The 20,378-nt window shown below is 61.2% G+C and carries 15 protein-coding genes; 4 read left to right on the top strand and 11 right to left on the bottom strand.

All coding sequences use genetic code 11. From position 1 onward, the window contains the following. Window positions 1-14 precede the first annotated feature (14 nt). Entirely contained in the window at window positions 15-1,898 is a 1,884-nt protein-coding gene (locus tag J3O30_RS26170) for a HAMP domain-containing methyl-accepting chemotaxis protein (protein ID WP_207584690.1), read from the top strand. 58 nt (window positions 1,899-1,956) lie between these two features. On the opposite strand, the gene J3O30_RS26165 is transcribed toward J3O30_RS26170, so the two are convergent. The 5 genes from J3O30_RS26165 to J3O30_RS26145 all read right to left on the bottom strand — a co-directional run bounded on the left by J3O30_RS26165 (window position 1,957) and on the right by J3O30_RS26145 (window position 10,156). Then, complete coding sequence (locus J3O30_RS26165) at window positions 1,957-3,408, bottom strand: NCS1 family nucleobase:cation symporter-1 (RefSeq protein WP_207584689.1); 1,452 nt, start codon at window positions 3,406-3,408, stop codon at window positions 1,957-1,959. A gap of 157 nt (window positions 3,409-3,565) precedes the next feature. Beyond that, a complete protein-coding gene (locus J3O30_RS26160) occupies window positions 3,566-4,669 on the bottom strand; it encodes an alpha/beta fold hydrolase (RefSeq protein ID WP_246762872.1) in 1,104 nt (367 codons plus the stop codon). Window positions 4,670-4,932: 263 nt separating this feature from the next. After that, on the bottom strand, window positions 4,933-8,004 hold the full coding sequence (locus J3O30_RS26155; protein ID WP_207584688.1) for an efflux RND transporter permease subunit: 3,072 nt from the start codon (window positions 8,002-8,004) through the stop codon (window positions 4,933-4,935). Further along, entirely contained in the window at window positions 8,001-9,086 is a 1,086-nt protein-coding gene (locus J3O30_RS26150; RefSeq protein WP_207584687.1) for an efflux RND transporter periplasmic adaptor subunit, read from the bottom strand. Before J3O30_RS26150 ends, J3O30_RS26155 begins: the two co-directional genes overlap by 4 nt. Then, a complete protein-coding gene (locus tag J3O30_RS26145) occupies window positions 9,083-10,156 on the bottom strand; it encodes an efflux RND transporter periplasmic adaptor subunit (protein WP_207584686.1) in 1,074 nt (357 codons plus the stop codon). The genes J3O30_RS26150 and J3O30_RS26145 overlap by 4 nt, the downstream gene beginning before the upstream one ends. A 112-nt stretch (window positions 10,157-10,268) precedes the next feature. Between J3O30_RS26145 and J3O30_RS26140 the strand changes: the two genes are divergently transcribed. Together J3O30_RS26140 and J3O30_RS26135 are read left to right on the top strand one after the other, a co-directional pair. Next, window positions 10,269-10,901, top strand: coding sequence for a TetR/AcrR family transcriptional regulator (locus J3O30_RS26140; protein ID WP_207584685.1), 633 nt, complete (start codon window positions 10,269-10,271; stop codon window positions 10,899-10,901). A gap of 176 nt (window positions 10,902-11,077) precedes the next feature. Beyond that, on the top strand, window positions 11,078-12,157 hold the full coding sequence (locus J3O30_RS26135) for a LacI family DNA-binding transcriptional regulator (RefSeq protein ID WP_207584684.1): 1,080 nt from the start codon (window positions 11,078-11,080) through the stop codon (window positions 12,155-12,157). Here the strand turns inward: J3O30_RS26135 and J3O30_RS26130 are convergent. Continuing rightward, a complete protein-coding gene (locus tag J3O30_RS26130) occupies window positions 12,154-13,182 on the bottom strand; it encodes an AraC family transcriptional regulator (protein ID WP_207584683.1) in 1,029 nt (342 codons plus the stop codon). The two genes, J3O30_RS26135 and J3O30_RS26130, sit on opposite strands and share 4 nt — an antisense overlap. Window positions 13,183-13,448: 266 nt before the next feature. Here J3O30_RS26130 and J3O30_RS26125 point away from each other — a divergent pair, with 266 nt between their 5' ends. After that, complete coding sequence (locus J3O30_RS26125; protein ID WP_207585192.1) at window positions 13,449-14,600, top strand: ROK family transcriptional regulator; 1,152 nt, start codon at window positions 13,449-13,451, stop codon at window positions 14,598-14,600. A gap of 164 nt (window positions 14,601-14,764) precedes the next feature. Here J3O30_RS26125 and J3O30_RS26120 read toward each other — a convergent pair whose 3' ends face one another. The 5 genes from J3O30_RS26120 to J3O30_RS26100 are packed head-to-tail and all read right to left on the bottom strand — an operon-like array spanning window position 14,765 to window position 20,372. After that, window positions 14,765-15,811: a carbohydrate ABC transporter permease gene (locus J3O30_RS26120; RefSeq protein ID WP_207585191.1), complete on the bottom strand. Its 1,047-nt coding sequence runs from the start codon at window positions 15,809-15,811 to the stop codon at window positions 14,765-14,767. Window positions 15,812-15,824: 13 nt separating this feature from the next. Next, entirely contained in the window at window positions 15,825-16,820 is a 996-nt protein-coding gene (locus tag J3O30_RS26115) for a sugar ABC transporter permease (RefSeq protein WP_207584682.1), read from the bottom strand. A gap of 2 nt (window positions 16,821-16,822) precedes the next feature. Further along, window positions 16,823-17,929, bottom strand: a complete 1,107-nt coding sequence (gene ugpC, locus J3O30_RS26110; RefSeq protein WP_207584681.1) for a sn-glycerol-3-phosphate ABC transporter ATP-binding protein UgpC — start codon at window positions 17,927-17,929, stop codon at window positions 16,823-16,825. Beyond that, the gene (locus J3O30_RS26105) at window positions 17,917-19,281 is read right to left on the bottom strand and encodes a glycoside hydrolase family 28 protein (RefSeq protein ID WP_207584680.1); all 1,365 of its coding nucleotides are present in this window, start codon (window positions 19,279-19,281) and stop codon (window positions 17,917-17,919) included. The genes ugpC and J3O30_RS26105 overlap by 13 nt, the downstream gene beginning before the upstream one ends. Next, window positions 19,278-20,372: a glycoside hydrolase family 88 protein gene (locus tag J3O30_RS26100; RefSeq protein ID WP_207584679.1), complete on the bottom strand. Its 1,095-nt coding sequence runs from the start codon at window positions 20,370-20,372 to the stop codon at window positions 19,278-19,280. The genes J3O30_RS26105 and J3O30_RS26100 overlap by 4 nt, the downstream gene beginning before the upstream one ends. Window positions 20,373-20,378 lie beyond the last annotated feature (6 nt).

Genomic DNA, 20,378 nt, shown 5'->3' with positions numbered 1-20,378 from the left:
ATCGAGGACTTTCAATGCGCCGCCCAAACATCAAATCAAGTTTGCTGTTGATTTTCAGTGTCATAGCTCTTCTTTTCGGCCTTGTCGCCTATCTCGCGGTCGATGGTCTTCGGAAGACGAACGGATCGACGGAAGAGATTGCAAGTAATTGGTTGCCGAGCGTACAGGCTTCCCAGGCGATCAATCTCGCCATGACGAATTTGCGCCTCGTTTACCGCGATCACATCATTGCGCAGACGGAGGCGGAAAAGAAAACACGCGAAGAGGCCATCAAGGTCGCCGAGGATGCGATTCGCAAATCGGCGGACGCCTACCTTCCTCTGGCTTCATCCGACCACGAGCGCGAGTTGATCAAGACGATCGAGGAAAGCGTCGAAGGCTACATCGCCAGTAGCGCGCAGTTGCTTGATCTTTCCCGCGCCAACAAGACCGAAGAAGCCGGGAAATATCTCGGCGGGGAGATGCGCTCCTATTCGGACAAGCTCAAGGAAGCCACAGCGGCCCTGGTCGAGTTGAACGTCAGTGGCAGCAAGAAGGCTGCCGACCTCAGCAAGGAGACCTTCGCCTCCATAGAATTCTACCTGCTTGCAACGATCGGTGTTGCCGGATTGCTCGTTCTCGGCGCTGTCGCCTTCGTGCTGAAGAGCATCGCCAATCCGATTACCGGCATCACCGCTTCGATGCGACGGCTGGCCGACGGGGACACCGGTTCGGAGATCCCGTTCGCCGACCGCGCCGACGAAATCGGGTCGATGGCGGAGGCGGTCGAAATCTTCCGCCAGGCCGCGATCACCAACAAGCGGATGGCGATGGAAGCCGAGGAGAATCGCAATAGAGCGGAGACCGACCGCGTTGCCGCACAGAGGCAGGCCGAAGCCGACGCCTCGGAGCGGCTACGCATCGCCACCTCGGGCCTCGCCGCCGGTCTAAAGCGGTTGGCCGCAGGCGACCTGGCCTTCCAGCTCAACGAGGCCTTCGCACCCGACTTCGAGGCGCTGCGCCGTGACTTCAACCAGTCTGTCACGCAGCTTGGCACAACGCTTCGAGCGATTTCCGAAAGCATCGGCACGATCGACGAAGGCTCGCGGGAGATCTCCTCAGGTGCGGGCGATCTTTCAAAACGCACGGAGGAGCAGGCAGCGTCGCTCGAAGAAACCGCGGCTGCGCTGGAAGAGATCACGGCGAATGTGTCGAACTCCAGCAAGCGAACCGAGGAGACGCGCACGGTCGCCACCGAGGCAAATCGCAGCGCCGGGATCTCCGCCGAGGTCGTGTCCCACGCCGAGGAGGCAATGGGGCGGATCGAAACCTCGTCTCAGCAGATTTCCAACATCATCAGTGTCATCGATGAAATTGCATTCCAGACCAATCTTCTCGCGCTGAATGCCGGCGTGGAAGCGGCAAGAGCCGGCGAGGCCGGCAAGGGCTTTGCCGTCGTCGCCCAGGAGGTGCGCGAACTTGCGCAGCGTTCCGCAACGGCTGCCAAGGAGATCAAGGGTCTTATCCAGAACTCGTCGAAAGAGGTGGAAAGCGGTGTCAAGCTTGTGCGCGACACCGGCCAGGCCCTGAAGACCATTGGTGGCTTCATCAGCCAGATCAATCACCATATGGATTCGATCGCCACCTCGGCGAAAGAGCAGTCGGTCGGCCTCAGCGAAGTCAACGTCGCCGTCAATCGCATGGATCAGACCACGCAACAGAACGCGGCCATGGTGGAACAATCGACCGCTGCCTCCGATTCGCTAGCCCAGCAGGCCCAGACGCTGCGCGAACTCATCAGCCAGTTCAGGCTCGACGACGCCGCATCTAGCCAATCCTCAGCCCTTCGCTCCACCGCTAGAACAATGGAACAACCAATGGCCCGCGCAACGGTGCATGCGGTTGCCGCACGCCGCTGAACTATCGGCAACAGGAGTCGATAAAGGGCGCGCGGCAATGCCGGGCGCCCTTCGTTTGTCATGACGCGAAGGCTGGATTGCGCCGCGCGCCCATTCTCAGCACGAAATAGATCGCCCCGCCGATTCCGACGCCGAAGAACCAGCCATAGGTACCCCACCAATCCGGCAGGATGCTGGTGAAGGTCGGCAGGATCGAGGAGAAAAGCGCGCCGACCGCGAATGCGATGAAGGCATTGCCGTGCCATCCGTTCTGGAAGCGGAACTCGCCATTCTCATGGTAAAGCGCCTCGACGTTCAGCTGGCTCTTGCGGATGAGATAGTAGTCCACCATCATGACGCCGAAGATCGGTCCCATGGTCGATCCGATGAAATTGACGAAATGCGCCGCACCTGTCTCCCAGGGGGCAAACGGGTAAAGCACGAGAGCGATCATTGCGGCGATATATCCCCCGCGTTTGAAGTTGATCTGGCGTGGGAAGACATTGGCGAAGTCGAAGGCCGGCGACACGAAATTCGCCACGACGTTAATGCCGAGCGTTGCGATCGCAAATGTCAGCGCCGCAAGCAGCGCCAGGAACCAGCTTTCGAATTTCGCCGATATCATTTCCGGATGCAGCAGGACCTCCCCGTAGACGGTGAAGGCGGCGGTGGTCGTCACACCTGCGACGAGGCAGAATGCCAGGAGATTGATCGGCAGCCCCCAAAGATTGCCTTTCCTGAGCACCTTTTCATTCGTTGCGTAACGCGAGAAATCGCAGAAGTTCAGGTAGAGCGCCGCGAAATAGGTGATCCAGGTGGCGGACACGGCGGCAAGCGCTGCGACCGAGCCTGGCTCGCCCGGCACGCCGGCATCCTTGGTCTTTTCGATCAGCACGTCGCGCGGAATTTCGGCACCGAAGGAGAAGGTGCCTGATTTGACGACCAGATAGACCGCAAGGATCAGCATCATGATCCAGACGGCCGGACCGGCCCAATCCTGGAACTTGCGAACCGTTTCCATCCCCCGCTGAATGATCAGCAGCTGCAGCGCCCAGACGATCACATAGCAGATGAGTTCGAGGGTCGAGTGGCCGAGCATATGGCTGTTCTGATGAAAGGCGAGCAGGCTGTCGTTGCGGATCAGCAAGGCGACGATGGCGCCGGATGCAGCGGCGGTCTGCGCCCCGTACCAGAAGCAGGCGACCACGGCCCGGACAAGGGCCGGAACATTCGCCCCGAATGTGCCGAAGGAGGCGCGCGCCAGCACCGGAAAAGGTACGCCGGTGCGCACGCCGGCATTGCCGACCAAGCTCATCAACACGAAAATGACCAGCGATCCGATGCCGATAGCGATGACGAAATTGACGAAGCTGCCGCACAGCAGGAACAGGCTCGCCGCCAGATAATAGCCCCACAGGCTGTGAACGTCGGATGTCCAGACGTTAAAGATACTGAATGCACCCCATTTACGCTCCTCGGCGGGTGCAAGATCCTCGTTGTACAACGAGGGAGACGGATTTCGAATGCTCATGAATGCCCTCCCATATCCCTGAGGTCAAATCGACCACAGCCGGAAGTCTGCTCCTCCTTTGTGCATCTGACAATTTAATAGTCACATTATGCACATCTCTTGGCGATGCCTGAGAATTAGCCATCGCCGGAGCCGGATCGGTCCTTGGCGAAAGCGTTCACTGTGAGCCGACGACACGCCCAGCCAGGCGAAACGGGCTTGCAACCGCGGCACCTGCGGCGTCGAAGACGTAAGCGCCGACGTCACCAGCGGTCGAACGCCTGCCGCTCTCGAAGGAGGCGAGCTGCGCGCCGAACCTGGCGAGCGATGCGTAGCGGTCGTGCCCCAGCCCGTCGGACGCTTGGATCGACGTGATGTCGATGACCCGAAGCCTTTCCTTCACGGCAGCCTCCTCGACGACGGGATCGTCGATATCAAGGCGCCCGACGCGCGGCCGCTCTCCGGCGATGAAACTCGAGGCCACGAGCGCCCGGTCGTCCTTCGAAACGAGAAGCGATATCGGGATCGGCATCCGCCCGACGTCCTTCAGCTGGGCGCGGAAAACGTCGACATCGATGTCGGGGGCGGCAAGCAACACCGCCAGTTTGCCGATGACATCGTCGCGATGCTGCAGCTTGAGCTGGCGCACCGTTTCCATGACCAGAAACCCGCCCATGCTGTGTCCGAAAAGGACAATACGCTTCACCTTGCCCGAAGCCGAGAGCGACGTGACGAGCGAGGCGAGTTCGGTGCGCGAAGACAGGGCCGCATCGCGGTCGGCGACATAGCCGGCGACCGCCGCGGCCGAAGGCCAGGAGAACAGAATCGGGGCACCCGGTATATTCGCATCCGCGGCGATCTGCGCGGTGCGGTAAAGCGCCTCCTGGTAACTGTAGTTGTAGCCATGCACGAAGATGCCAACGGTGCCGTCGGCCTGCACGGAACCGAGCGCCTGTTGCACGAAGGCATCCTTCGGCAGTTGCTCGCGCTCGATGACGGCAAATTGCCGCTCGGGATCCGGCGTCGCGGTCGGATAGGTGATCGCGGTATCCTTTCGGTCGGGAGGAACCGAAAACTCATACTCCTCATAGGTGAGCGTCTCGGCCCATGCGCTGCCGAAACCGCCGCGCACTCTGTCGGGGGTTCGATTCGTGGAGGCGAGGACCCTCACCCGATCCGGGGCCTTCTCGCCATGAACCTGCTTGTTCAGCGAAACGGGCTTATCGAGATGCACGGGTTGCAGGACATCCGGCGATGGCCGCGTGGCGCAGCCGCCAAGCATCGCCAGGGCGATGCCAACGGTGATGGCCGCAGCGATGCTCGGCGGACCAGCAGGAGTTCCCTTCGACACCTCTCGGGAATGCCGCTCCGCCATCGATCCATTCTTCCAAAGGTCGCTGGCGGTCACGAGTGTGGTTTTGCCCATGTCGTCACTCGGAGTGCGATTCCTGCTCCCGCGTGGGATGGCAATCGCTTGTGCCATCCCACGCATTGCGTTCCAGTCCGTGTTGCAGCCACGGCGGCATGAAATAGCCACTAGCTTCCTCACGCCTCTGCCGCGGCACCGGCCTGGGCGCCTTCATCCCTCGGGATCCTGAACCACGCGACGTAGAGCGCCGGCAGGAACAGCAGGGTGAGCGCGGTTCCGACGACGATGCCGCCCATCATGGCGTAAGCCATCGGTCCCCAGAATATCTCGCGCGAGATCGGGATCAGCGCGAGGGTGGCGGCCGCTGCCGTCAGCATGATCGGCCGCATGCGATGTTCGGTCGCCTCGATGACGGCCTGCCAGGCCGGGACACCTTCGGCGCGCAGATGCTCTATCTGCACGACGAGGATGACGGAGTTGCGGATCAGGATGCCGATCAGCGCCAGCACGCCGAGGATGGCGACGAAGCCCATCGGCGCATGGCTCAGCAACAGCGCCGCAACCACACCGATTAGAGCCGTCGGAGCCACCGCAAAGACCAGGAACAGGCGGCTGAAGCTCTGCAGCTGGATCATCAGGATCGTCGCCATTACGAACAGCATCATCGGAGCGACCGCCGCGATCGGCCCTTGCGCCTCGGCGCTGGATTCGACCGCGCCGCCGATTTCCACCTTGTATCCCACGGGCAGGCTCTTCTGGAATTCTTCCACCTTCGGCTTCAACTGGTCGACGATCGTGGCCGGCTGCGTCGAGCCGATAACGGCTGCCTTGAGCGTGATGGTGGGCTGCCGGTCGCGACGCCAGATCGTCGGTTGCTCGAGCTCGTAGCGGAAATTGGCGACGGCTGAGAGCGGCACGACCTTGCCGTTGGAGGTGGAAAGTTGAAGGTTCTGCAGCGTCTGGATGGAACCGCGCTCCGATGCCCTGGCCCGCCCGATGACATTGACCAGGTAGATGTCGTCGCGGATCTGCGTCGCCGTCGAGCCTTCGACGATGCCGTTAATGGCGGTGGCGATATCCTCGGAGGAGACGCCGAGTTGGCGCGCCTTGTCCTGCAGCACATCGACCTTGACGACGCGGGAGGGCTCGTTCCAGTCCAGGACCATGTTGGCGAGAAGCGGATGCGTACCGACGATGCCGGCAAATTGCTGGGAGATGTCACGCACCTTTTGGATATCGGGGCCGCTGACCCGGTACTGGACCGGCTTGCCCACCGGAGGGCCGATATCGAGGAGCTTGACGAAGGCGTCGGTGCCGGGAAAGGTTTTCGTCAGATAGCCCTGCAGGTCCGCCCGCACCTTGTCGCGCACGTCAAGCCCCTTGGTGACGATCACCGTCTGTCCGAACGAGACATCAGGCGTCTGCACATCGAAGGAGAGGATGAAGCGCGGCGCGCCCTGGCCGACATAAGTGGTCCAGTGATCGATGTCCTTGTTGCCGGCCAGCATCTCCTTTTCGAACTTGGCCATCTGCCTGTTGGTCTCGGCGATCGAGCTGTTGTGCGGCAGGTTCCAGTCGACGACGAGCTCGGTCCTGTCCGAGTTCGGGAAGAACTGCTGCTGCACCAGCCCCATGCCGACGACCGAGAGGCCGAACACGGCGACGGTGAGCGCGATGGTGATCCAGCGCCAGCCCATCGCCAGCCCCAGAAGCCAGGAGAAGAAGGAGGCGAAGCGGCCCTTCTTCTCGTGATGCGACTTCATGGTCTTCGGCAGGATGGTGACGCCGAGAAGCGGCGTGAACAGCACCGCCACGATCCAGGAGACAACCAGCGAAACCGCGATGACCACGAAAAGCGTGAAAGTGAATTCGCCTGCGGCGCTGTTGTTGAGACCAACGGGAATGAAGCCCGCGACGGTGACGAGCGTTCCCGTCAGCATCGGAAAAGCCGTCGATGTATAGACGTAAGTGGCGGCTTTCTTGAGATCGTCGCCCGCTTCCAGACGGGCCACCATCATCTCTACGGCAATCATGGCGTCGTCGACGAGCAGTCCGAGCGCAATGATGAGCGCGCCGAGCGAAATACGCTGCAGCGAGATGCCGGAATATTCCATCACCACGAAGGTGATGGCGAGCACAAGAGGGATGGAAATCGCCACCACCATGCCGGCGCGCAAGCCGAGGCTGATGAAACTGATGACAAGCACGATAGCGATCGCTTCGAAGAGCGCGCGGGTGAAGCCCGAAACCGCTTCGTCGACGACGGCCGGCTGATCGGAAACGCGGTGGACATCGACGCCGATCGGAAGATCGGCAACGATACGTTTCATCTGCGCGTCCAGCGCCTCGCCGAACTCCAGCAGATTGGCGCCCTGCTTCATGCCGATCGCAAGTCCGATCGCCGGTTCGCCATTGAAGCGGAACAGCGCCGACGGCGGATCGACATAACCGCGCTTGATCGTGGCGACGTCGGTCAGCGGAAAGAAGCGGTCGTTGATGCGAAGGTTGATCGACCGCAGGCTTTCCTCGGAGGTGAACTGTCCGCTCACCCGCAAGGCGATACGCTCCGGCCCGGCATCGACAAAGCCGGACTGGGTAACGGCGTTCTGCGCCTGCAGGGTGCTGATCACCGACTGCTGGTCGATGCCGAGTGCTGCGATCTGGCGCGTGGAGAATTCGAGGTAAATCGCTTCATCCTGAGCGCCGACCACATCGACCTTGCCGACATTGGGCACGGTCAGAACCTCGGAGCGGGCGTTTTCCACGAGGTCGCGAAGCTGCCGCTGGGTCAGCCCATCGCTCGTGAAGGCGTAGATGTTTCCGAACACGTCGCCGAAGCGATCGTTGAAGAAAGGTCCGACGACACCGCTCGGAAAATCTCCCTTAATGTCGGCGATCATGTTGCGGATGCGCAGCCAGGTCGGCGCGACATCCCCAGCCTTGGTGGTCGGCAGCAGTTCGACGAAGACGGTCGTCTGGCCAGCGACGGTCTCACTCTTGGTGTAGTCAAGCGACTCCAATTCCTGAAGCTTCTTTTCGATCCTGTCCGTCACCTGCCGCGTTATCTCTTCGGCGGAAGCGCCGGGCCACTGCGCCGTAATCACCATTGTCTTGATCGTGAAGTTCGGGTCTTCCTCGCGGCCGAGGTTCAAATAGGAGAAGGCGCCGGCGAGAATGAAGACGATCATGAAGTACCAGACGAGCGAACGGTGTTTGAGCGCCCAGTCGGAAAGGTTGAAGGACTTCACTGGCTGATCTCCTGGTCGATCCTGATGGCCTGGCCATCTTCAAGTTTATGCACGCCTGCCACGGCCACCCTGTCTCCGGGGGCAAGCCCCTCTGCGATGCGGACGCTGCCGCCTTCGACGACGTCGCCGTCAATCTTCACGCGGCGCAGCGATACCTTCTTGCCGGGCACGTCGACGATCCAGACGCTCGGGCCCTCGGCGCCGGCAAGGATTGCCGAAGACGGCAGCACGATCTCCAGATCGGCGGCAATGGTGGCCGAGGCTGATATAACGGCACCGAGCCTGAAGGCCTCCGGCGGATCGGTAAGCGCGATCTTCGTTCGGCTCGTGCGAGTGGAGGCGTCCGCCTCCGGCGCGATCTCGCGCACGACCCCTGACGCACGAATTGCGGGATCGAGCTGCAGCGTCACTTCGAAGGGCGCGCCGATCTTCAGTTTCTGGGCAGTGCCCTGCGGCACGTCGACCACGGCGTCGCGCTTGTCCGGCCGCGCGATGGTCACGACCGTCTGGCCGGCTGATACCACCTGCCCGACCTCGGCCGAGGCCGCCGTCACCACACCGTCGAATTCCGCGCGAAGCTGCGCATAGCCGAGCTGCTCATTGGCCTTGTCGAGATTGGCCTGCGCCTTGGCGACCGCGGCCGAGGCCGATCGTCTCGCCAGCTCGGCCTCTTCGAGCGAGGCTTCGGTACCGGAGCGCGATTCCACCAGCGCGCGCTGGCGCTGCTCGGTGGTCACCGCGTTCCTCAACTGGGCGTCGCTGTTTTCCACATCGGACTGGGAGCTGCGCACGGCAAGCTCCAGCGCCAGCGGATCGATGGCTGCGACGACACCGCCCTTCTTGACGACATCTCCGACATTGACGTTGCGGGCGATCATCCGCCCGAGAATCCTAAAGCCGAGCTCGGTCTCGAGCTTCGGCTCGACTGTACCGGTCAGGCTGAGACTGGTGGCAGGCGTCTGCGTGACTGTCATCGACAGCACGGGACGCGGCGCTTCTTCGTTGTTATCCTCTTGCCGCGTGCAGGAGGAGATCAGGGCCGTACCCATCATTAATGCGACTATCTTGGGACGAATACTCACTTGGAAGCTTCCTTGACATAAGAAACGATTTCACCGGGCCTGAGGAACTTTGTTCCTTCAGTCACCACGACCTCTCCTGCCGACACGCCCGATTTCACGATAAAGCTGCCGGTCTCGTAGCCGGTGACATCGACGGCCCGCACAGAGACCTCTGACGATGCGGGATCGGCTATCCAGACGGCTGGCTTGCCGTCCTTGGCGGTCATTGCCGACCAGGGAAGCTGGATGACGTCCTGGGAGACGTAATTGAATCTTCCGACGACGGGAGCGCCCAGCGGAATGGGAGCGTCGCTCGAGATCGCGACCTTGACCTTGATGGTGCCGGTGGAGGAATCGATCGTCGGCGAAATCTCGCGAACCTTCGCCGTGATCTTTTGCGTCGGGTCCGAAAGGAGGGCCACGGTCCCGTCGCCTGCGATCGGGCGCAGGAAGGCGCTTTCGACCACCTCGAAGACGGCGTCCCGGTCGCCGTCATGAGCAAGGGTGAAGACGACCTGAGCGGCCTGCGCCACCTGCCCGACCTCGGCATTGCGGGCGGTGATCACCCCGTCGACGTCCGCCTTCAGCTCGGTGTAGGACAGGGTGTCCTGGGCGGTTTCGAAAAGCGCCTGCGCCGACTTCGTCGATGCCCGGGCCGTCAGAAGCGCCTCCTGCGCCTGATCGAGCGCAGCGCGGGTCGTCACCTGCGTTCGAAACAGGCTCTGCTGGCGATCGAATGCCAGCTGCGCCTGGGTCTGCTGCGCTTGCGCCGACTGAAGATTGGCCGCCGCCACGTCCAGATCGGCCTTCTGCTCTTCCGGATCGATGCGGGCCAAAAGCTGACCCGCCTTCACGGACTGCCCGATTTCCACCAGCCGTTCGACGATCTTGCCGCTGACGCGGAAGGACAGATCGGTCTGAACGCGGGCGCGGACTTCTCCCGTGATCGCACCGCCCTGGACCAGCGGCTCAGGCTTGGCGACGACAACACCGACCTGCCGCGGGGTTGGTCCGGCCGGTCGGCTGTCATCACTGCATGACCCGAGACCGATGGCGCATACGATCGCTGCGGCGACCTGAATGGTTCTCATAATAGACCTCTTGCTCTCAACGGCAGCTCCTATATAATTGACTGACGCATTAGTCAATGAAACTTTGCGCCGGAGGGAACGAGGGCGCGCACGACAAAGGAAGGCGAGAAAAATGGCAGCTCAGAAGAAACTCACACGCGCAGAACAGAAAGCGCTGCGACCCATCCAGATCCTGGATGCCGCTTTCGAGGAATTCGTCAGAAGCGGTTTTGCCGGAACGAGGGTCGAAGACATCGCCGAGCGGGTCGGCGTCACCAAGGGCACGGTCTACGTCTATTTCGAAACCAAGGAAAAGCTATTCGAAGCGATGATCAACCACTTCTCCGTGCCGTTTCAGGAACTGGTCGTGATCGCCGATCGGCTCAGCGGCAGCGCTACCGACAGACTGGTTTCAATTCTGGGACTCTTCTACGAGCAAATTCCCGAGGACCGCGCGACGCGCGAGTTAACGCGACTCGTCATTTCGGAGGGACAGCGCTTTCCCGACCTGATCGATCGCCACCACGATCAGTTCATTGCGCCGATCATCGCCAAGATCGACGCTCTCATTCTGGAGGGCATGGCCTCGGGGGAGTTTCGTCAGGTTCCGGTGGAATTTTCCGACATCGTGGTCGCGCCCATCCTGACGACGACGGTACTGCGACTGATATTCGACGACCGCCGCGTGCCCACTCCCAACAAGGAGGCCTTCCTGCGGACCTATTTCGACCTGCTGTTCAACGGCTTGCTCGCCAAGCCTCACTGATCGCCAATGGTTCCAGCGCCCGCGATCATCGCTCATTTGCGGCAGCGCTGCGGCCGGTTTTCGCCGAAAGAGGAAAAATAGGCTGCAGCGCACGTAGATTTTCTGAAGTTTTTATGTGAAAACATCGAGTTAGCTTGTGCCTTCGAAGGCACGACCTCAATTCGCGACGGAATAAAGTGGAACGCAAAGTCAATCTCAAGGATGTCGCGCGCGACGCTGATGTATCGCTGAGCACGGCCTCGCACGCTCTGAACGGAACCGCGCCGCTGACGATAGAAGTGCGCGAACGGGTTCTGGATTCGGCCAAACGCTTGGGTTACCTCGACCGCCGGCGAAAGAAGGCGACGATTGCGGCGCTGCGCGTTCTGCTTCTCGCCATTCCCGATGATGCCGCGCCGGAGAGCGACCTTAACCTAGTGAGCTGGACGATCCTCAACGGTCTTCGAAGGGAGTGCGAGCGTCGCGGCATCCGGATCGTACCCTTCGTCAGCACCGGACGGCGCATCGACGGCGCTCATGTCAGGCAGATCGCGCTTTCGGAGCGTGCCGACGGCATCGTGGTCCTGAACGACGATCAGCCGGAACTCATCCGCAGCCTCGCCTCCCCTGACATGCCGGTCGTCATCGTCAACGGCGAGGATCCCGCTATGCTGGTCGATACGGTGACACCCGAAAACCGCTTCGGAGCAAGGCTCGGCATCGCGCACTTGCTGGCGCTCGGGCATCGCCGCATCCTGCACCTGACCTGGAAGGGCCGCACGACGATCCAGCGGAGATATGACGGCTTTTCCGATGCCTATTTCGCCGCCCAGCTTCCCGTGCCGGACGATATGATTCTGGAGGCCGAGGGATATGAGCCGAGACACGGCGAGGCTGCCATCAATGCGTTGCTCGACCGCGATCCTACGCTGAAAGGGGCGACCGCCGTCTTCTGCGCGGCCGACAATCTGGCGCTCGGCTGCCTGAAGGCATTGGCCGATCGCGACATAGGCGTGCCGGAAGCGATCTCTGTGCTGGGCTTCGACGATATCGTCCCCGGCGAATTCAGCCGTCCGCCGCTTTCAACGGTCAGCGTTCCTACCGACAAGCTCGGCGCCGCCGCACTGGCACTCATCGAACAAAGGCTGATCGCCAACGACCCGCAGCGCCCGGCCCATCGCCTGGAACTCGGATGCCATCTCGTCCTGCGCCGCAGCGTCGCGCCGCCGCGTCAAGAACCTGTCGGAAGGCCTCAGAATCCCAAAGGCTTGAATTAACGCAAACGCTCTGCCCGCAGTCGCGTATCCCGCGGGCTCTCGCCAAAGGTGCCGCGGTAGATGATGGAAAACCTGCCCGCATGCGCAAAACCCCATATCGCGCAGATCTCGCGGACGGATCGTTGGTTTGTTGGATCCCGCAGTTGTTCGCGGGCTGCCTGCAGCCGGATGGAGCGCAGATAACAGGCCGGAGAAGTCCCCCTGAAAGCTTTGAATCCCGTCTGCAGCGCGCGAAGTGAAACGCCGACATTATCCGCAACCATCGCCATGGTGAGAGGCTCGGCGATCTTGGCATGCATATAGTCGATGGCCCGTCGGACATGCCAAGGCGCAACCAGCGATATTTTCTTTTTTTCCATTTGACCTGAAAGGCGGTGGTGGCCAAATCGGATCACGAGGTGAGCGAGGGTCTCGCTCATCGTCGCCATGGCGAGAGGGGAGGACAAAAGCGGACCGCCGTTGCGCATACCCTGGACGATTGTCTGTACCAAATTGCCGATAAGCTGGCCCGACTGTGTCGCAAGATCCAGAACGGGCTCAAGGTCGAGCGACTCGGAGAGCGGTGTTTCCATAAGTGAAACGAGCATTCGCTTCACGACTCCCCAGTCGAGGAAGAGTACATCCGAAGTGTGCGGACCTTGGACGAAACGATCATCGGCCTCATGATTATTGGCCATGAGAAGGTGACCCGCTCCACTTTCAACCGACCTTTTTCCAATGGACACCCGAAAAGATCCGGTATGCGGAAGGTAGAAGGCAAGGTGTTGCGGCGTCTCATTGAGCGTTCGAACTGTCCAAGAACTTTGAAAGACGGAGTGAAGAACCGTAAATCCATTGCCTCTTCTCAAGTCTGCCGCCCAGGGGAAGATTCGATCGTTGCCTAGCGGCTGTGCGGCGAAAACCCCATAACCCGCCGACAGTGTTTGAACCATCGACTCGAAGTCGCGGCCTTGATGCATCGGTGCGAACCCATAATTCTCGCGCTCAGGAGCGCGCGCCGTATTCTCGTATCGCGAGGAAATCATGTTGCTCGATCCTCTCTTTCAGCACCCGCCTGCCGCAAGGCCGAGCGTTCCATCTCGCTCGAGCTTGCAGTGATGGCGAATGGGTTCCTCCAAACGCACGGACCCGCTCTTCGAGTCCCTGAAATGCACTCATCTCGGCTGGCTTGGCCAATCTTGATGAGGTAAGCAAGCTCGGCAAACAGGGGATCGAATCCCCTCATTTGACAGAAGCAACATGCACCTGCAATCTGCTTCACACTCACAGTGTAAATCAAAACGAACTGCAAATGAAGTATGATCCGCTAAAACATGTTGCCGCGCATTTTTTGCGCGATGCACAACCGGCCCGAGTGGCGTCCCGCAACGAACGGGACCTCTTGCGGCTGATCTGGAAATCCCCAGGGATCGAGCGCTCCGACCTGACCGAGCCGCTCGATCTCACCCAGCAATCCCTGCACAGGATCGTCGCACGGCTTCATGAGCGAGGAATGATCGCCTTTTCGCATTCTGAAGGCCGACGGTCAGGTCCGCCCAGCCCGGAGCTGACCCTTCGAAAGGACTGGTGTCTGACACTTGGAATCTCCGTCAACGTCGGCTCGATCGGCCTTTGCCTCATGGGCTTTGGGGAACCATTGGAAAACTTGGAAATCCAGCAGGCGGGCACTTCGCTGTCGGCTGAGCTGGAACAGATCGAAGCGGCGGTCGAAGACATTCTGGCTCGCCGGGGCGCCAAACGCCGCGACATTCTCGGCGTCGGCCTGGCGGTCGCCGGCCACCGTATGCTGGAAACGGCCTTCAATTGTCCTCTGCCGCTCGCTCATTGGTCATTGATCGACCTAGCGCCTTTGCTTGGGAAGCAGCTCGGCTTGCCGGTCTGGGCAGACAATGCCACCAGGACCGCAGCTTTGGCGGAAGCGATCTTCGGCGTTGGCCGTGATGCCGCGGATTTCGCTTATATCGCTCATCTTCATGGCTATGGCGGCGGCCTGGTTTCCGGGGGCATGCCGTTTCGCGGCAGTTTCGGTAACGCCGGTGAATTCTCCGTTCTCTTCGCGCGTCAGGATTACGGCGACCGTCCTGCACTCGGCCAATTGCTTGAATACCTACGCAGCAAAGGTCGCTCCGACTTGACCCTCAAGGATCTGAAGAACGAAAACCTGGTGGATTGGGATGGCGTTCGCGAATGGGTCGACCGCGTCACTCCGGCCCACAATCGCGCCATCAATGCGATCAGCGCGATATTCGACCCGGCACTGATCGTCCTTGGCGGCGAGCTTCCGCATTCACTCGCGAGAATGCTTATCGAACGGACCGAATTCAACAATCTGCCTCGGCACGGCGTGTTGCGCGACGTTCCCAGCCTTGCGGTGGCACAGATCATCGATGCCCCAGGCGCAATCGGCGCGGCCTTGATCCCGCTATTTGAAACTGTTTTGTGATACCTTTGCCAGCAGTGCCTGGATGACGCAGACCTTCGGAACCATGACCAAACCAACGGCCAAAGCGCACCGCATGAATCACGTTCGATGCGACACGCTTCAGCCGGGAGGTACGGGTATGGTTCTTCGATGTTGGGCGCAGGTCTATTTCCACGCCTCGCCCTTCACTTCATCCCTGTTCCGGCGATGCCGGTGGTGATGTATTTCTGCAGGAACAGGAACACGATAGTGACAGGCAGCAGACTGAGGAAGGTCATCGCCAGGATATAGTGCCACTGCACCGAGAACTCTCCCTGAAATGCGTTGAGACCGACCTGCAGCGTGAAATTCTCGCGGCTGTTGAGGACGATGAGCGGCCAGAGGAAATCGTTCCAGCGCCAGAGCACCGAAAAGATCGCCAGCACTGCCAGCGCCGGCGCCGTCAGCGGCAGGATGATGCTCCAGAAAATGCAGAATTCGCTCGCCGCGTCGACGCGCGCCGCCTCGATCAGCTCATCGGGTATGGTCAGCATATATTGCCGCAGCAGGAAGACGGCCGTCGGAGAGGCGACTGTCGGCAGGATGACACCCCAGAGGTTGTCGGCAAGCCCGACCCCGACGATGACGAGATAGGCCGGAACCATGACGACGGCGAGCGGGATCATCAAGGTTGAAATGATGATGACGAAAACAGTTGTGTCGCCACGAAATTTGTATTTCGACAGCGCAAAAGCCGCCATCGCATTGACGACGAGGGTCAGCAGCGTCGCAACCACCGTGACGAACACCGAATTCTTGAGGAAGGTCAGGAAGTTGAAGCGCGTCAGCGGATCGGTGTAGTTCTCGGTGGCAATAGTCAGATGCTGCACCGGCGTCATCCCCTTCACGTCGACGCTGACCGGTGGTCCCGGATTTGCCGGATCGACCACTTGCGCCTTGAGGCCGATGCGCCGCACCATGGCCATTTCGCGCTGCTGACCGTCGATAGTGACCTGCCAGAGACTGAGCGGCTTGTCGAAGCCGGGCACCGTCTGCTCCACGGCGGCGCGCGGAAGCAACGTCGGCGGAAAACGGGTGATCTCGGCCGCCGGCTTCAGCGAAGAGAGGCCCGCCCAGACGACGGGAACGAGCACCGCCAGCGTTCCACCGATCAGCCAGACCCATGACAGAATATCGGTGATGTCTATGCGTCCGGCCCGGCGCGTGCGCGTCATGAAGCTGATCGGGTTCATAGAGCTGGTCATCTCAGGACTCCATTCGCTTGCCGAGGCGCAGCTGTATGAGGGTGAGAACCAGAAGCACCAGTCCCATGAGAACCGATGCGGCCGACGCAAGTCCGAAGAGGCGAAGGTCGCTGCTGAACGCCATCTGGTAGATGTATTGGACGATGAAGCTGTTGGCCGTGCCCGCGCCACCGCCGTTGGTCAGAACCCACGCCTCATCGAAGATTTGCACGGATTTGATCATCAGAAGGATGAAGACGACCAGCAGGTTCGGGGCCAACAGCGGAAGCGTGATCCTGAAAAGCGTGCGGCGCGGCGAAGCGGCGTCGATGGAGGCTGCTTCGTAGAGTTCCTTCGGGATCGCCTGGAGGCCGGCGAGCAGGATGAGCGTGTAAAAGCCCATATGGAACCAGACCGACACCACGACGACGAAGAAACGCGACCAGCCGACATCCAGCAGGAAAATCTCCGGGGGAACGCCGATCATCTGAAAGAAGGCGTTCAGCAGCCCGTTGCGATCGAGGAACCATTTCCAGATCAGGCCGATGACGACGGGCGACAGCAAGACGGGATAGAAGAACATCGCCCTGAAGAAGCCGCGCGCAAAAATCGCCCGGTTGAGGATCAGCGCGGTGATCAGCGCCACCAGCAATGTGGCGACGACGTTGAACGACACGAACCAGAGCGTATTCCACACCGCCGTCCAGAACAGCGATTCCTGGCAGGTTCCCGGCTGCAGGTAATTGCCGCAGGAAAGCAGCGTCCGGAAATTGTCCAGGCCGACGAAGGGCCGCTCCGACACGAAAAGATTGGTGCCGCCGGTGAAGGCGTAACCCACTGCAATCGCGATCGGAAGGAACGTGAAGATCGCGAACAGAACGAGGTTCGGCGCCAGGAACAGCCATGGCATGCGCTTGCGGCCGAAGATGCGTTCAATCACATTAATCGGGGCTTCGACCACCCTCATTGCCGTTTCTCCTGTCTGCGACAGCAATGCACCTGCTTTGAGCGCCGCCATCTTCAGCGTCTCCCCTGTCCGGGCCGCCGGCCAAAGGCCAGGCCGCTTTCGGGATCGAACAGATGAACCCGTTCCGGAGCGGCGTCGATCGAGATCAGGTCGCCTTGCGTGGGCGCGAAATGGCCGGCCTCATGAATGATGATCTGCTCGTCGTGGCCGGCAAGGTTGCCGTAGACATAGGTCTCGGTGCCGAGGCCCTCGTGATACTGGACGACGAATGGCAGTCCTTGCTCTCCGACGCGTGAAAAATGCGCAGGCCTTATACCGGCAAGAACGGCCTGCCCGACCGCGATGCCGGCAGGGTCGACATCGCTGACGATCTTGCCGCCGTTGTCGACATCGATGGCCACACCGCTTTCACCGATAGCCGAGACCCTGCCCCTGATGATGTTCATGCGCGGTGAGCCGAGGAAGCCGGCGACGAAGAGATTGCGCGGGTTGTCGAAGAGTTCCAGCGGCGCGCCGACCTGCTCGACCCGCCCGGCGCGCAGCACGACGATCTTGTCGGCCATCGTCATCGCCTCGACCTGGTCATGCGTCACATAGACCATCGTCGTCTTGATCTCGCGGTGGAGCTTGGTGATCTCAGCCCGGGTCTGGACGCGCAGCGCCGCGTCGAGATTCGACAACGGCTCGTCGAAGAGAAAAATATCCGGTTCGCGCACGATGGCCCGGCCGATGGCAACACGTTGGCGCTGGCCGCCCGAAAGTTGCTTCGGGCGCCGGTCGAGATAGGGTTCGATCGCCAGCATCCTGGCGGCCTCGGCAATGCGCGCCTCGATCTCGGCGCGCTTGAACTTCAGATTTTCAAGGCCGAAAGCGAGGTTCTTGCGAACGCTCATATGCGGATAGAGCGCGTAGGACTGGAAGACCATGGCGATCTTGCGCTCGGCCGGCGAGAGTGCGCTGACGTCCCGGCCTCCGATCGCGATTGCCCCCGACGTGACCTCTTCGAGGCCAGCGATGACGCGCAAAAGGGTCGACTTGCCGCATCCCGACGGACCGACGAAGACAACGAACTCGCCGTCCTTGATATCGAGTTCGACGTCGTGCAGGACTTTGACCGAGCCATACGATTTGTTGACGTTGGAAAGTTTCAGTTCTGCCATGCCCCACTCCCATCGGGTGCCGCCGTTTCGAAGACGACGTCAATTGCGTTCCAGCCTTGCGGCAGCGGTGTCGGCCTCGTGATCCGCACCTCGTTCATCAATATCCCGGCAACCCCCGCCACATAGATGGCCGGCATTCCGTCCGGATAATTCTCAAGACCGATCACCCGCCCGTCCGAGCCGCGCGTCCAGGCATTTGCGCGGCCACCGCCGTCGACCTTCGGGGCAAGATCGGCACTGGTCGGGCGCAGGTCGTAGGATTGAGCGGTGCCGAGTTGCCCCGGCTGCTGTTCTAGGCCGATGCGTCTCAGCGATACGTTGCGGATGCCGGCCGATGCGGCCGCAATGACGGTGATCGCCCCTTGCATCTGCCCGCTGACGTCCTCGACGATGAGGTTCCCGATGGCGCCCGCAGGGCGCTCGGTGACACGGTCGACGACATTAACGGTCAGCGCCTCCCCGGATCCCCAGAACCCATCGGGCGTTTCGCGGCACTCTACCGCGATCCGCGAAAACCGGACGTTCGATATCCGGCCGCCGTCGCGCGAAAATATGCCGAGCGCCCGGTTGGATGATGAGACACTGCAATCCTCGAAAGCGACATTGGTGATGTCGCCATGGGTTTCCGTGCCGATCTTCAGCGCGCAGCTGAGGCTCTGAACCGAGCAGCGGCGGACAAGGATATTTTCGCATCGGCCGATCGCTACACCATCAGGACCGATACTGGTCTTCAGGCAGATGCCGTCATCGGCCGTCGATATCGTGCAGTCCTCGATGACGGCGCCGCGGCAGGCGTCGAGCACGATGCCGTCCGTATTGGGAAGGCGGCGGTCGTTGTCGATCGTCACGTTCCGGACTCTGACATCGGTGCAATCGACAAAATGCAGCGTCCACATAGGCGAGCGGCTGATATGCAGCGCGTTGATCTCGACCTCGTCGCAGCTCTCGAAGACGACGACGCGGGGACGGAATTCGGCGGGGGTGAAAGTTCCCACCGTCTCGTCATCTCCGATGATGAAGCTGTCGCCGCCGGCTTCGATACGCCCTTCCCCCGTCAGGCTGATCCGCTGCGCGCCCTTGGCGACGATCATGCCACGGTCCGACTTCTCGGCGATCACCGAAACAATCGTATGCGCGTAGGCGCTATAATCCGGAACGGGACGCAGGATCGCGCCGGCGGCGAGATGAAGATCGACACCGGAGCGAAGGCGGAGCCCCCGGCAGATGTGGATGCCTGCAAGCAGTTCCAGCCGTCCGCCGCCGGAAGCCGATAGAGCATCGATCGCCGCCTGAAGGCGGGCCGTGTTGTCGCCATCGACCGCCTCAATCGCGACGAGAGATACAGCGCTCATTGGCGACGACCGTTTTCGAGGATGACTTCGGTCAGCAGCAGCATGGTCAGCGCCTGGCCGTAAGGCGTCGGCACGTTCGGGATGCGCCGGTAGAAATCGAGGTCATGGCCCATCGGCGTGCCGTCCGAGACGCCGTGAACGATGCCTTCTTCGTCGATCTGCGCCAGCACCGCCGCAAGCGCGCGCTCCGCATAAGCCTTATCGCTATCGTCGAGAATGCCGGCATCGACGGCGCGCAATATGCCATAGGCAATGCCAGCCGTGGCCGAGGTTTCCAGCGGCGACCAGGGGTCGTCCAGAAGGGTCGTGAACATCCCGTCCGGCCTCTGGTACTCCTTCAGCGAGCGCACCTGGCTGACGAGAACGTTCGAAAGGAACCGCCGGTCCTTTTCGCCAAGCGTCGGAACCAGATCGAAGAGCTCGGGAATGGCGACGGTGATCCAGGCATTGCCGCGCGCCCAGAAGGCATTGGCGAAATTGTGCCGGCCGTTGAAGGTCCAGCCGTGATACCAGAGACCGCTCACCGGATCGGAGAGGTAGCGGGTGTGGATCACGAACTGATAGACGGCCTCGTCGATCCAATCGTTGCGCTCGCAGAGCACGCCGGCTCGGGCGAGAAACAGGCAGGCCATGAACAGCGTATCGTCCCACAATTCGCCGTCGTTGAGGCGCTCCTTGACGACGTGCTGAAAGCCGCCCTCCTCGGTCTTCGGCAATTCCTTGACCAGCCAATCGGCCCAGTCCTCGACGAGCGCGCGAAAATCCGGACGGTCGACATGCTGGACGAGGATCGCCAGCGGCAGCATCGGCGCCGTGCTGTTGATCTGGCGCGGCGGCAGACCGCGTTCGATCTGGCCGGCATACCAGGCGACGAGCTCCTCCAGCGCCTTCCGGTCATTGGTGGATATGGCCCGCCGCAGGAAGCCGTAGAGGCCGACGCCGACTTCCCAGTCCCATTCGTCGAACTGGATCCCGGAGGTGGAGCTTCCGGTCACCAGACCTTCCTTGATGCCTCTGAGCCGGCTGAAAGCCGTCGCCACCCGATCGATCGTCGTCAGGAGGGCGGCGTTGTCGACAGATGTAGTGTTCATGCGGGA

Source organism: Rhizobium sp. NZLR1 (assembly GCF_017357385.1).
In the GTDB taxonomy this organism is placed as follows: domain Bacteria; phylum Pseudomonadota; class Alphaproteobacteria; order Rhizobiales; family Rhizobiaceae; genus Rhizobium.
The sequence above is the reverse complement of the archived record's forward strand: the minus strand, read 5'-3'. Positions and strand labels throughout refer to the sequence as shown.